The following is a 12,647-nucleotide window of genomic DNA, read 5'->3' as shown; positions in this document are numbered from 1 at the left end:
CGGCGGAGGAGCCGGCGACAGGGGAGAACGACGCCATGAAGAACGCTCTCGCACTCACGCGCCGCACGGCCCTCGCGCTGGCGCTCGCCGCGGCGAGCGCCAGCGCGGCGGCGGCGCAGGACGCGCTGAAGGTCGCCGCGATCTACACAGTGCCGGTCGAGCAGCAGTGGGTGAGCCGCATCCACAAGGCGCTCGAGGCCGCGGAGGCGCGGGGCGAGGTCGACTACAGCTTCTCCGAGAACGTCGCCAACACCGATTACGAGCGCGTCATGCGCGAATACGCCGAGGGCGGCGCCGCGCTCGTCGTCGGCGAGGCCTTCGCGGTGGAGCGGGCGGCGCGCAGCGTCGCGGCCGACTACCCGGAGACGGCGTTCCTAATGGGATCGAGCTTCGGCCCGTCGCAGCCGAACTTCGCGGTGTTCGACAACTGGATCCACGAGCCGAGCTACCTGACCGGCATGGTCGCCGGCCACGCGACCGCATCGAACCTGATCGGCATGGTCGGCGGCTACGCCATCCCCGAGGTCAACCGCCTGATGCACGCCTTCATGGACGGCGCGCGCAGCGTGAACCCCGACGTGCGCTTCATGGTGAGCTTCATCAACTCGTGGTACGACCCGCCCAAGGCTAAGGAAGCCGCCTTCGCCATGATGGATGCGGGCGCCGACGTGATGTATGCGGAGCGCTTCGGCGTGTCCGACGCCGCCGTGGAGCGCGGCGTCAAGGCGATCGGCAACGTGATCGACACCTCCGCCGACTATCCCGGAACGATCCTCGCCTCGGCGATCTGGCGCATGGAGCCGACCATCGACCGCGCCCTCGCCGCCGTGCGGGCGGGCGATTTCGAGCCGATCGATTACGGTCAGTTCAGTTTCATGGCCTTCGACGGCGCCTCGCTGACGCTCGACCCCGAACTCGTGCCGGCGCAGGTCGTCGCCGAGGTCGAGGCGAAGGAGGCGGAGATCCGCGCCGGGCTGTTCCGCGTCAACGTCAACGACGCCGAGCCGGTCCCCGACAACTGAGGACGCCGGGCATGGCGCCTTCGGCGCCGGTCGCGTTGCGCCTGCAGGGGCTGACGAAGCGCTTTGGCGAGGCGGTCGCAGTGGACGACGTGAGCCTCACGCTTGCGCGGGGCGAGATGCTGGCGCTGCTGGGCGAGAACGGCGCGGGCAAGACCACGCTGATGAACATGCTGTTCGGCCGCTACGCGCCAGACGCCGGGCGCGTGCGCGTGGCCGACTGCGAGGGCGTGCTGCGCGACCTGCCGCCGGGCCAGCCGCAGGCGGCGCTCGCCGCCGGCGTCGGCATGGTGCACCAGCATTTCGCGCTGGCGGAGAACCTCACCGGCTTCGAGAACATCCTGCTCGGCGCCGAGCCGCTGTTCGCGCTGCGGCGGGGGAGGCGCGCGGCGCGGGCGCGGCTGGAGGCGCTGATGGCGCGCACCGGCCTCGCCGCGCCGCTCGACGAGCCCGCCGCGCGGCTCGGCGTCGGAGAGCGGCAGCGCATCGAGATTCTCAAGGCGCTGTGGTGCGACGCGCGCATCCTCGTGCTGGACGAGCCGACGGCGGTGCTGGCGCCGCAGGAGGCCGAGGCGCTGTTCATGCTGCTGCGCGGCATGGCGCGCGACGGCCTGTCGGTGATCTTCATCTCCCACAAACTGCCCGAGGTGCTGGGGCACGCCGACCGCATCGCGGTGCTGCGCGGCGGCCGGCTGGTCGGCGTGCGCGCGGCGGCGGAGGCGGACGCGGCCTCGCTCTCGGCGCTGATGATGGGCGCCGAGCCGCCGCCGGCGCCGAAGGCGGGGCCCGGACGGCCGGGGGCGCCGGCGCTGCGGCTGGTCGCGGCGCGGGTCGATCACGCCGAGCCGCGCCGCCGCCTCGCCCCCTGCTCGCTGACGGTGCGTCGCGGCGAGATCGTCGGCGTGGCCGGCGTCTCGGGCTCGGGCCAGGCGGCGCTGGCGGCGCTGGCGAGCGGTCTGGCGCGGCCCGACGCGGGGTCGGTCGAGCTGTTCGGCGCGCAGGTCGCCCGGTTCACGGCGGCGGCCTTCGTCGCCGCGGGGGTCGGGCGCATCCCGGAGGATCGCCATCGCGAGGGCGTCGTGGGCGCCATGAGCGCGGCGGAGAACCTGGTGATCGAGCGGCTCGACGCGCCGGAGGTTTCGCGCGGCGGCTTCCTGCGGCGCGGCGCGATCGCGGCGGCGGCGGCGCGGGTGCTCAAGGCCCATGACGTGCGGGGGCCGGGGCCGGCGGCGCCGGCGCGGCTGATGTCCGGCGGCAACATCCAGAAGCTGATCCTCGCGCGGGTGCTGGAGGCGGGGCCGCGGCTGATCCTCGCCAACCAGCCGACGCGGGGGCTCGACGTGGGCGCCGCGGCGGCGGTGAGCGCCCGGCTGATCGCGGCGCGCGACGGCGGGGCGGGCGTGCTGCTGATCTCGGAGGATCTCGACGAGGTGCTGGCGCTGTCGGACCGCGTCGTGACGATGCACGCCGGCCGGCTGACGGAGGCCGGAGCGCCGGCGGAGCTCGACCGCGGGCGGCTCGGCCGGATGATGACCGGGGACGACATGGGCGCCGGGATGGCCGCCGGCGCCGGGGCGGCGGCGTGATCCGCATCGAGCCCCGGGCGGCGCCCGCAGTCGGCGTCGCCCGCGCCGCGCCCCTGCTGGCGGCGCTCGCGGCGCTGGCGCTCGCTGCGATACCGCTCTCGCTCGCCGGCGCCGACGTCGCCGCCGCCTATGCGCTGATGGCGCAGGGCGCGGCGGGCTCGCTGTTTGCGCTGAGCGAGACGCTGACGCGGGCGACGCCGCTGATCCTGACCGGGCTGGCGGCGGCCGTGGCGTTCCGCGCGAAGCTCTGGAACATCGGCGCGGAGGGCCAGCTCTATCTCGGCGCGCTCGCGGCCGTCGCGGTCGGAACCGGCGCCGTCGCCGCCCCCGTCTGGCTGCTGGCGCCCATGGTGATGGCGGCCGGGGCCGCCGCCGGCGGGCTGGCGATGGCGGGGCCGGCCTGGCTCAAGGCGCGGCTGGGCGTGGACGAGGTGGTGACGACGCTGCTCATGAACTTCGTCATCCTGCTCTTCGTCCAGATGATGCTGGAGGGGCCGTTGCAGGACCCGATGGGCATGGGCTGGCCGCAGTCCGAACCCGTCGTCGCGGAGGCGGAGCTCCCGAAGCTGCTCGACCGGATGCGGCTGCACGCCGGGCTGATCGTCGGCCTCGTCGCCGCCGCGCTCATGCATGTGCTGCTGAGCCGGACGACCGCCGGCTTCCGCATCCGCGCCGTGGGCGAGAACCCCGACGCCGCGCGCCACGCCGGCGTTCCGGTCGGCCGCGTGATGGTCGGCGTCGGCGCGCTGTCGGGCGCGCTGGCGGGGCTGGCTGGCGCGGGCGAGGTCGCGGGGCTCAAGGGCTATCTCACCGCTGACATCTCGCCCGGCTTCGGCTACGCGGGCGTCGTCGTGGCGATGCTGGCGGGGCTGTCGCCGCTGGGCGTGGTCGCCGCGGCGCTTTTCGTCGCCGCGGTGTTCGTGGGGGCTGACAGCATGAGCCGCGCGCTCGGCGTCTCCAGCTACCTCGCCGACCTGATCGTGGCGATGGCGCTGATCTGCGTGCTGGTGGGCGGCTTTCTCGCCCGCTTCCGAGTGCGGCTGGCATGACCGATCTGCTGGCCATCCTCGCCACCGAGAGCTTCTGGGCGGCGACGCTGCGCATCGCCACGCCGCTTATCTTCGGCGTGATGGGGGCGCTGCTGTGCGAGCGCGCCGGGGTGCTGAACCTCGGCGTGGAGGGCATCTTCGTCGCCGGGGCGATGGCGGGGTGGCTCGCGGTGTGGCTCGGCGCGGGGCTTGCGGGGGGCGTGCTGGCGGCGCTGGCGGTGGGCGCGCTGTTCGGCGCGCTTCACGCGACGCTGACCGTGCCCCTGGGGCTGTCGCAGCATGTCTCGGGACTGGCGGTGACGCTGCTGGCCACTTCCGCGGCCTATTTCACCTACCGCACCGCCCTGCCCGACGTGACCAGCCCGCCGCGCGTCGAGCCGTTCCGCCCGCTCCGGCCGGAATGGCTGACGGACATCCCCTTCATCGGCCCGGTGATGGGCGCGCAGACGGCCCTGACATGGGCGGCGCTGGCGCTGGCGCCGCTGATCTGGCTGCTGCTGAACCGCACTGCTCTGGGGCTGGCGATCCGCGCCGTCGGCGACAACCCCGACGCGGTGGACGCGCAGGGGCTCTCGGTGCACCGGCTGCGCTTCGGCGCGGTGGTGGCGGGCTCGGCGCTGATGGGCCTCGGCGGCGCGTTCCTCACGCTGTCGGCCTTCGACGCCTTCTTCTTCGGGATGGTGAACGGGCGCGGCTGGATCTGCATCGCGCTGGTGATCTTCGCGTCCTGGCGGCCGGGCAAGGCGCTGCTCGGCGCGATCCTGTTCGGCGCCTTCGACGCCTTCCAGCTTCGCGCGCAGACCCAGCTCGGCGGGCTGGCGCCGTCGCAGCTGTTCCTGATGGCGCCCTATGTGCTCTCGATCCTGGCGCTGACGCTGGCCTCGCGCCGCGCCGACTATCCCCGCGCGCTGCTGAAACCCTGGTTCAAGGGCCAGCGCTGAACTCCAACCGCCAACAGCGAGCCTCCATGACCGACCTTCTCTTTCGCAACGTGACCCTGCCAGACGGCCGCGCCGGCCTCGACGTGGCCTGCGCCGGCGGCCGCATCGCCGCCATGGCGCCGAACATTGCGGGCGGGGCCGGGCGCGTGGTCGATGCCGGGGGGCGGCTGCTGAGCGTCGCCTTCGCCGACTGCCATTTCCACCTCGACGCGACGCTCTCGCTGGGCCGGCCGCGCCTCAACGTCTCGGGCACGCTACTGGAGGGCATCGAGCTCTGGGGGGAGCTGAAGGCGATCCAGACCCATGAGGAGATCGTCGCGCGCGCGCTGGACTATGTCGACCTCGCCGTGGCGCAGGGGATCACCGCGATCCGCAGCCATGTCGACGTCTGCGGCGGGCTGCGCGGCGTCGAGGCGCTGCTGGAGGTGCGGGCGCGCGCAGCCAAGTGGCTCGACCTCCAACTCGTCGCCTTCCCGCAGGACGGGCTGTTCCGCGACCCGGGCGCCGAGGCCAACCTGCTGGCGGCGCTCGACCGCGGCGTGGAGATCGTCGGCGGCATTCCGCATTTCGAGCGGACCATGGAGGAGGGCGCGCGCTCGGTGCGCCGGCTCTGCGCCATCGCCGCCGAGCGCGGCCTCGCGATCGACCTGCACTGCGACGAGACCGACGACCCGATGAGCCGCCATGTCGAGACGCTGGCGATGGAGACGCAGCGTCTGGGGCTGACGCGTGCAACCGCCTCGCACCTGACCTCGATGCACTCGATGGACAACTACTATGTCTCAAAGCTGATCCCGCTGATCGCGGAGGCGGGGCTGGGCGTCATCGCCAATCCGGCGGTGAACCTGCTGATCCAGGGGCGGCACGACGGCTATCCGAAGCGCCGCGGCCTGACCCGGGCGCCGGAGCTGCGCGCGGCCGGCGTGACGGTCGCCTATGGGCAGGACTGCATGATGGACCCATGGTATCCGCTGGGAACGGCGGACATGCTGGAGGTCGCGAGCCTCGGCGTGCACGCGACGCAGTGTTCAGGCCGCGCCGGCGTAGCCTCGGCCTTCGCCGCCGTCACGACGGACGCCGCTTCGGTGATGGGGCTGGAGGGGCGCGGGCTGGCGCCGGGCGACCGCGCCGATCTGGTGCTGCTCGACGCGACCGACCCGGTGGACGCGGTGCGCCGCCGGGCGGCGCGGCTCGTCGTGGCGCGGGCCGGCGAGGTGGTCGCGGAGAGCGCCGCCCGGGCGCCGCGGCTCTCCCTGCCCGGCCGCCCCGAGACGCCGCGCGCGGGCCTGCTCTAGGACGCCGCTCCGGGGGGCTGCTCCGGTGGGGCGCCCCGACGGGCCGGGACCCGGGCGAAGGCGGCGGGGGCCTCAGCCCAGCGCGCCGGCGGCGGTCCCGGCGGCTTCGCAGACCCAGTCCGCCCCGTCGGCGATGTCGGGGCTCCAGCGCCGGGCGCCGCTGGCGAAGGCGAGCGGCGCGCCGCCGGCGGCGGCGGCCTGCGTCATCGCCGCGGCGACGCGCCGGGCCACGCCCGCCGCCTCCGCCGTGTCGACGTCGGTCATCAGCAGGACGAATTCGGCGGGGCCAATGCGTCCCATGACGTCGAGCCGGCGGGCGCAGGCGGCGCCGGCCAGCGCGGCCGCTCGCAGGGCGGCGTCGGTCGCGCCCCGGCCGTGGCGCGCCGACTGCGCGTCGAAACCGTCGCAGCGCATGGATGCGATGGCCCCGCGCACGCCGGTGACGGCGCAGCGCGCTGCGACCCGGTCGGCGGCGGCGGAGAAGGCCGCGCGCCCCAGCGCGCCGGTGAGCGTATCGCGGCACGCGCGCTGGAACTGCTCCTCGAGCGCGGCCGCGACATCGGCGAGATGCGTCGCGAGAGCCTGCGCGGCGGCGTCGAAAGCGCGCGGCGCGGGATCCATGATCGTGAGCGCCCCGATGCGCGCGCCGTCGCTCCCCGTAAGCGGCGCGACCAGGCAGGCCCGCATCGGATCGTCGCCGGCATGCCCGGCGGGTTGCAGACGCGGCGCCGCGGCCATGTCGGCCACGCCGAGCACGCGGGCGCCGTCAGTCCGGGGGCCGGCGCGCTTCGCGGCGGGCGGCTCCCCCGCGCAGCGGCGCAGCCAGTCGGCGTCGGTCGCGAACAGCGAGATTTCGGCTACCTGGGCCGCCAACGCGCCCCGCGCGACACTCAGCAGCGCGTCGAAGCGCGCCCCCGCAGCCAGCGCGCCCGCCGGCGCAAGCAGATCGCGCGCCGAGAGATCGACGCGCCGACGATGGTCCGATTTTCGAAGAAGCATACCGCACCCGCCGCGACGGTCCAGCCGCGGCGATCCGCCGGCACACCAGAGACGCGACCATCGCCTCCGGACCTTAACCGGCGCTTGACGCGGGCCCGCCCCGACTCACTTGCGGCGCAGATGCTCATCGAGGCGCGGCATGATCTCCACGAAGTTGCAGGGCCGGTGGCGCATGTCGAACTGCGGCTTCAGGATCTCGTCCCACGCGTCGCGGCAGGCGGAGGGCGAACCGGGCAGCGCGAACAGGTAAACGCCGCCCGCAACGCCGCCGCAGGCGCGGCTCTGGATCGCCGAGGTGCCGATCTTCTGGAACGAGACCATGGTGAAGAGCGTCGCGAACGCCTCGATCTCCTTCTCGTAGACGCGCCGGTGCGCCTCCACGGTGACGTCGCGCCCCGTCAGCCCGGTGCCGCCGGTGGAGAGGATCGCGTCGACCCCGCCGCCGTCGATCCAAGCCCTCAGCCGCGCCGCGATGTCGTCTGCCTCGTCGCGCACCAGCCGGCGGTCGGCGAGCGCATGGCCGGCCTCGGCGATGCGGGCGGCGAGCAGGTCGCCCGAGCGGTCCTCCTCGGCGCTGCGGGTGTCGGACACGGTGAGCAGCGCGATGCGCATGGGAATGAAAGGGCGGGTCTCGTCGATGCGGCTCATGGGGCGCTTTCAGGGCTGGGTGGGGTCAGCAGGGCGGAGCCTCGCCGTCGAGCGCGGCGCGCAGAGACAGCAGGTCGCGCCATGCGAGGCGCTTGGCGGCGGGGTTGCGCAGGAGGTAGGCGGGGTGGAGCGTCGGCAGCGCGGAGCGGCCGTCGGCCAGCCGCAGCCAGCGCCCGCGCATCCTGAGAATGCCGGTCTCGGTCTGCGCCAGCGCCCTGGTGGGCGCGTTGCCGGCGAGGAGCACGAAGGCAGGGTCGGCCAGCGCGACATGGCGGCGCAGGAAGGGCAGCAGCATGGCGATCTCGTCGCCCGATGGCGCGCGGTTGTCCACCGGCCGCCACGGGATCGCGTTCGTGATGTAGACCGCCTCCCCAACGCCCGCTGCGCCAGCCGCAGCGCGCCGATCGAGCCCGATCGCGGCGAGCATCCGGTCCAGAAGCTGGCCGGAGCGCCCGACGAAGGGTTTTCCGACGCGGTCCTCGTCGCGGCCCGGCGCCTCGCCGATCACCATGACGCGGGCGGCGGGGTCGCCGTCGGCGAAGACGCAGCTGCGCGCGCCGCGCTTGAGCGGGCAGCCCTCGAAGGCCGCCAGCGCGACGGCGAGGTCGTCGAGCGTGGCGCAGCCGGCGGCGATGGCCTCGGCTTCGGCGACCGCGGCGGCGGGCGCGTCCGCGGCGGGCCGCTGGGCGCCGGCCGCGGCGGAGTTAGCGGCGACGGGATTGGCGGCGACGCCGGGCGCGGCGGTTCGGGCGGGGATGGTCCGGGCGGGGATGGTTCGGGCGAGGGCGTCGCGCGCTTCGGCGGGCGACGCGCCCGCCTCGCCTTCGGCGCGGCGCCGCGCCTCACGGGCCGCCTCGGCGGCCTCCTCCAGCGCGAAGCGGTCGAGCGGCGTCTCCGACAGCGCCTCGTCGCAGCCGAGCTCGACCTGCCACGCGAGCGCGGCGAGCGCGGCCTCGGGCGGCCAGCTCTCGACCGCGCCGCCGCTCATCGCGGGTCGATGGGGGACGGGTCCAGCGCGAGCGCGGCCTCCAGCGCAGCGGCGGCGCCGAGCAGCGGCCCCTCGCCCCTTGGCCCGCCGACGAGCTGCACGCCGATGGGCAGGCCCTCGGCCGTGAAGCCGCCCGGCAGGCTTAGCGCCGGGCAGGCCGTCAGCGTCACGCCGTAGACCACCGCGAGCCAGTCGATATAGGTCTCGAACCGCACGCCGTCGCAGGATGTCGGCCAGCGCGTCTCAACCGCGAAGGGCGTCACGCAGGTCGCCGGGCACACCAGCACGTCCCATTCGGCGAAGAAGTCGCGGGCGCGGGCGACGATGCCGGCGCGCAAGGTCAGCGCGCGGGCGATCTCCTCGCCGGTCAGCGCGAGGCCCTTCTCGGTGTTCCAGATCACCTCGGGCTTGAGCAGGTCGCGGTGGTTGCGCAGGCGGTCGCCGTGGGCGCGGGCGAAGCCGAGCGCGCGCAGGGTCTGGAACGCCTCATGGGCGCCGGCGAGATCCGGGCAGGCCTCCTCGACGGTCGCGCCCATCGCCTCGAAGCGCCGCGCGGCGGCGGCGACGGTCTCGCGCACGACGGGCTCCACCGGCGAGAGCCCGAGATCGAGGCTGACGGCGACGCGCAGCGGCGCCTTGGCGGCGCGCGCCCATTCGCGGAACGGGCGCTCCGGCGCGGGCAGCGACACCGCCTCGCGCGGGTCGCTGCCCGAGAGCGCGTCGAGAAACAGCGCGCAGTCCTCGACCGTGCGCGCCATCGGACCGTCGACCGAAAGCGGGTTGAACGGGTCGCCGCCGGGGCCGGACGGCACGCGGAAGGGGCTGGGGCGCAGGCCGACGACGCCGCAGAAGCTCGCCGGGTTGCGCAGGGAGCCGCCGAGGTCGGAGCCTTGGGCGAGCCAGGCGCAGCCGGATTTCAGCGCCGCCGCCGAGCCGCCGGAGGAGCCCGCGACCGATTTCGTCAGGTCGTAGGGGTTGCGGGTCGGCCCGAACACCTCGTTGAAGGTCTGCGCGCCGGCGCCGAATTCCGGCGTGTTGGTCTTGGCGTAGATCACGCCGCCGCGGGCCTCGACGCGCTCGGCGACATGGTCGGAGGCGATGGAGACGTGGTCGGCGTGGATCGGCGAGCCCCAGGTGGTGCGCACGCCGGCGACCTCGGTCAGATCCTTGATCGCCACCGGCAGGCCCGCGAGCGGCGCGCCCTCGGGAACGGCCTGCGTTCGGGCGCGGTCGAAGCAGAGCGTGGGCAGCGCGTTGATCCGACCGTCCACCGCGGCGACGCGGGCCTCCAGCGCGTCGAGCAGCTCGCCGGTCGAGACTTCGCGCGCGGCCAGCATGTCGACCAGCCGCGCGGCTGTCATCGCGATCAGGTCGCTTCCGGCGTGGTCTCTCACAGCGCTTCTCCCTTGAGCAGGCGGGGCGTCTCTCCGGCGCGGCCGGCGGCGACGGCGACGAAGGCGCGCTTCAGCGCCGGGGCGCGCTGGACGAGGCCGAGCCCCGCGTCGCGCAGCGCCCTGAGCGGGCCGACATCGTTCGAGAAGAGCCGCGTCAGCGCATCCATGCCGAGGCTCATGCCGGCGGCGTCGAAGCGGCGCCATTGCTGGTAGCGCGCCAGCACCGCGGCGTCGCCGACATCCTCGCCGCGCCGCCGCGCCTCGGTCAGCACCTCCGCCAGCGCCGCAACGTCGCGCAGCGCGAGGTTGAAGCCCTGCCCGGCGATGGGGTGGACCGAATGCGCCGCGTCGCCCAGCAGCGCCAGCCGCGGCGCGACGAACTCGTAGGCCAGCGCCATCTCGAGCGGCCACGCCCAGCGTCCGCCCTCCAGCCGCAGCCCGCCCAGCAGGCCGCCGGTCCGCAGCGCGATCTCGGCGAGATAGCCCGCGTCGTCGAGCGCCGCGACGCGCTCGGCCTCGCGGGTTCTCTCGGACCAGACGATCGCGCTGCGGTCGCCGGGCAGCGGCAGCATCGCGAAGGGGCCGCCGGGGTAGAACGCCTGCCGCGCCACGCCGCCATGGGGCCGTTCATGGGCGACGGCGCAGACGAGCCCGGTCTGACCGTAGGGCCGAACGGTCCAGCCGACCCCCGCCCGCGCCGCGAGGGCGGAACGCCGACCGTCCGCCGCCACCGCCAGCGCGGCGCGCAGGCTCTCGCCCGTGTCGAGCGCGATCTCGACGCCGGCGCCGTCCTGCCGCGCCTCGACGACCGACACGCCGGCGTCATGGCGGATGTCGGGATGGGCGGCGACCGCCTGGAGCAGCGCGGGGCGCAGGAAACGCGTCTCCAGCAGCGTGGCGAAGGGCGCGTCGGCGAGGCCGTCGCCGTCGATGCGCAGCCGCGCCGGGCCGATGGCGCCGGGGCGCCCGTCGTAAATCTCGATCGCGCTCATCGGCTGGGCGCGGGGGGCGAGACCCTCCCAGAGCCCCAGGGCGCCGAGCAGCTTCATGGAGGCGGAGGCGAGCGCGTAGGCGCGGCCGTCGAACTCCGGCGCGGCGCGCGTCTCGACGGGTCTGGGGTCGATCAGCCGCACGGAGAAGCCGCCATGGGCGAGCGCGAGCGCGGCGGCCGCGCCGGCCGGGCCGCCGCCGGCGATCACGATGTCTGCGTCGAGGGAACTGACCATGGCTGCAAGTATCGGGCGCGGGCGGCGCTTGTCCACTTCCCCGACGCGCCGTCGTGCGCTTAGGTTCGGGCGCGGAGAAGCGGAGGGCGCGATGAGCGAATGGCTGGCAATGACGGCGGCGGCGCTGGGGCGCGGGATCGGCGCGGGCGAGATCGACCCCCGCGCGCTGGCGGAGGCGCATCTCGACGCCATCGCCGCGCATCCCGAGGCCGAGCGCGTCTACGCCCGCGTCACGCCCGCGCGCGCCCGCGCCGAGGCGGCGGCGGCGGCGGAGCGCGCCCGGCTCGGCGTGCGGCGCGGGCCGCTCGACGGCGTGCCTATCTCGCTGAAGGACCTGTTCGACACCGCGGGCGTCGAGACCGAGGCGGGCTCGCGCCTGCTCGCCGGCCGCACGCCCGACCGAGACGCGCCCTGCGTCGCGCGGCTCTCGGCGGCGGGCATGGTGTGCCTCGGCAAGACCCACATGAGCGAACTCGCCTTCTCGGGCCTCGGCTACAACCCGATGACGCAGACCTCGCCCAACCCCTTCGGCGCCGACTGGGCGCCCGGCGGCTCCTCCTCCGGCGCTGCGGCGAGCGTGTCGCTGGGGCTGGCGGCGATGGGGCTGGGGTCGGACACCGGCGGCTCGGTGCGCATTCCCGCCGCCTGGCACGGGCTGGTCGGGCTCAAGACGACATGGGGGCTGATCCCGAACGACGACGTCGTGCCGCTCAGCCCCTCGCTCGACACGGTCGGCCCGCTCTGCCGCTCGGTGGAGGACGCCGGCCTGACGCTGGCGGCGCTCACCGGCCGCACGGCGCCCGACCTGAACGGCGCGAGCCTGAACGGCCTCTCGTTCCTGATCCCCACGACCGTCGTGCTTGACGATCTCGACCCGGAGCAGACCGCAGCCTTCGAGGCCGCGGTCGAGGCGCTGACGGCGGCGGGCGCGAAGGCGACGCGGGCCCCTGTCCCTGAATTCGCGGAAGCGATGGAGACCGGCGGCAGGCTGGGCGCCATCGTCAACACCGAAGGCTACGCCTGCTGGGGCGAGACCATCGAGGCGCGGCCCGACGACATCTTCCCGATGATCCGCGAGCGCTTCCGCGCCGGGCGCACCTTCCGCTCCGACCAGGCGGAGGCGGCGCGGATGGCGTTCAGGGCGCTGGCCGCGCGGTTCCTCCAGCGGCTCGCGCCCTTCGACGCGGCGCTCTGCCCCACCACGCCGAACCTGCCGCCCTCGGTGGCGCGGCTCGCGGCCGACGAGGACTACTACACCGCGCAGAACCTGCTCGCGCTGCGCAACACCCGGCTCGGCAACCTTTTCGGGCTGAGTTCGCTAACGCTGCCGACCGGGCGGCCGGCCTGCGGCGTCATGTTCACCGGCCGCCCGCATGACGAGGCGCGGCTTTTGCGCATCGGTTCGGCGGCGGAGGCGGCGCTGGCGGGCTGAGGACGCGCGCGGAACTTTACCGCAACGCTCGGCGCCCGTACTGTCGCGTTCATGGGGCGTCAGACCCCGG

11 protein-coding genes are annotated in these 12,647 nt (G+C 74.9%); 6 read left to right on the top strand and 5 right to left on the bottom strand.

The annotated features are described in order from the left end of the window. Positions 1-35: 35 nt before the first annotated feature. From BLW43_RS14115 to BLW43_RS14095, 5 genes are read left to right on the top strand one after another with little or no spacing between them, the layout of a single operon-like run. Complete coding sequence (locus BLW43_RS14115; RefSeq protein ID WP_093254420.1) at positions 36-1,022, top strand: BMP family protein; 987 nt, start codon at positions 36-38, stop codon at positions 1,020-1,022. Positions 1,023-1,033: 11 nt separating this feature from the next. Then, positions 1,034-2,605, top strand: coding sequence for an ABC transporter ATP-binding protein (locus tag BLW43_RS14110; RefSeq protein WP_093254419.1), 1,572 nt, complete (start codon positions 1,034-1,036; stop codon positions 2,603-2,605). Further along, the gene (locus BLW43_RS14105) at positions 2,605-3,654 is read left to right on the top strand and encodes an ABC transporter permease (protein ID WP_217632192.1); all 1,050 of its coding nucleotides are present in this window, start codon (positions 2,605-2,607) and stop codon (positions 3,652-3,654) included. The genes BLW43_RS14110 and BLW43_RS14105 overlap by 1 nt, the downstream gene beginning before the upstream one ends. Next, a complete protein-coding gene (locus BLW43_RS14100) occupies positions 3,651-4,595 on the top strand; it encodes an ABC transporter permease (RefSeq protein WP_093254416.1) in 945 nt (314 codons plus the stop codon). Before BLW43_RS14105 ends, BLW43_RS14100 begins: the two co-directional genes overlap by 4 nt. Positions 4,596-4,621: 26 nt before the next feature. Continuing rightward, the gene (locus tag BLW43_RS14095) at positions 4,622-5,890 is read left to right on the top strand and encodes a cytosine deaminase (RefSeq protein WP_093254414.1); all 1,269 of its coding nucleotides are present in this window, start codon (positions 4,622-4,624) and stop codon (positions 5,888-5,890) included. 72 nt (positions 5,891-5,962) lie between these two features. On the opposite strand, the gene BLW43_RS14090 is transcribed toward BLW43_RS14095, so the two are convergent. The 5 genes from BLW43_RS14090 to BLW43_RS14070 all read right to left on the bottom strand — a co-directional run bounded on the left by BLW43_RS14090 (position 5,963) and on the right by BLW43_RS14070 (position 11,145). Further along, a complete protein-coding gene (locus tag BLW43_RS14090) occupies positions 5,963-6,889 on the bottom strand; it encodes a GGDEF domain-containing protein (RefSeq protein WP_093254413.1) in 927 nt (308 codons plus the stop codon). A 105-nt stretch (positions 6,890-6,994) separates the two neighbouring features. Beyond that, complete coding sequence (gene moaB / locus BLW43_RS14085) at positions 6,995-7,537, bottom strand: molybdenum cofactor biosynthesis protein B (RefSeq protein WP_093254411.1); 543 nt, start codon at positions 7,535-7,537, stop codon at positions 6,995-6,997. A 25-nt stretch (positions 7,538-7,562) separates the two neighbouring features. Then, positions 7,563-8,525, bottom strand: a complete 963-nt coding sequence (locus tag BLW43_RS14080) for a uracil-DNA glycosylase (protein ID WP_093254409.1) — start codon at positions 8,523-8,525, stop codon at positions 7,563-7,565. Then, complete coding sequence (locus BLW43_RS14075) at positions 8,522-9,919, bottom strand: amidase (protein WP_217632185.1); 1,398 nt, start codon at positions 9,917-9,919, stop codon at positions 8,522-8,524. Before BLW43_RS14075 ends, BLW43_RS14080 begins: the two co-directional genes overlap by 4 nt. After that, on the bottom strand, positions 9,916-11,145 hold the full coding sequence (locus tag BLW43_RS14070; protein ID WP_093254408.1) for an FAD-dependent monooxygenase: 1,230 nt from the start codon (positions 11,143-11,145) through the stop codon (positions 9,916-9,918). The genes BLW43_RS14075 and BLW43_RS14070 overlap by 4 nt, the downstream gene beginning before the upstream one ends. Positions 11,146-11,236: 91 nt before the next feature. Here BLW43_RS14070 and BLW43_RS14065 point away from each other — a divergent pair, with 91 nt between their 5' ends. After that, positions 11,237-12,577, top strand: a complete 1,341-nt coding sequence (locus tag BLW43_RS14065) for an amidase (protein ID WP_093254406.1) — start codon at positions 11,237-11,239, stop codon at positions 12,575-12,577. Positions 12,578-12,647: the final 70 nt, after the last annotated feature.

The organism is Rubrimonas cliftonensis (genome assembly GCF_900107585.1).
GTDB classification, from domain to species: domain Bacteria; phylum Pseudomonadota; class Alphaproteobacteria; order Rhodobacterales; family Rhodobacteraceae; genus Rubrimonas; species Rubrimonas cliftonensis.
Note: the sequence above shows the minus strand (reverse complement) of the source record. Positions and strands in the feature narration are given on the sequence as shown.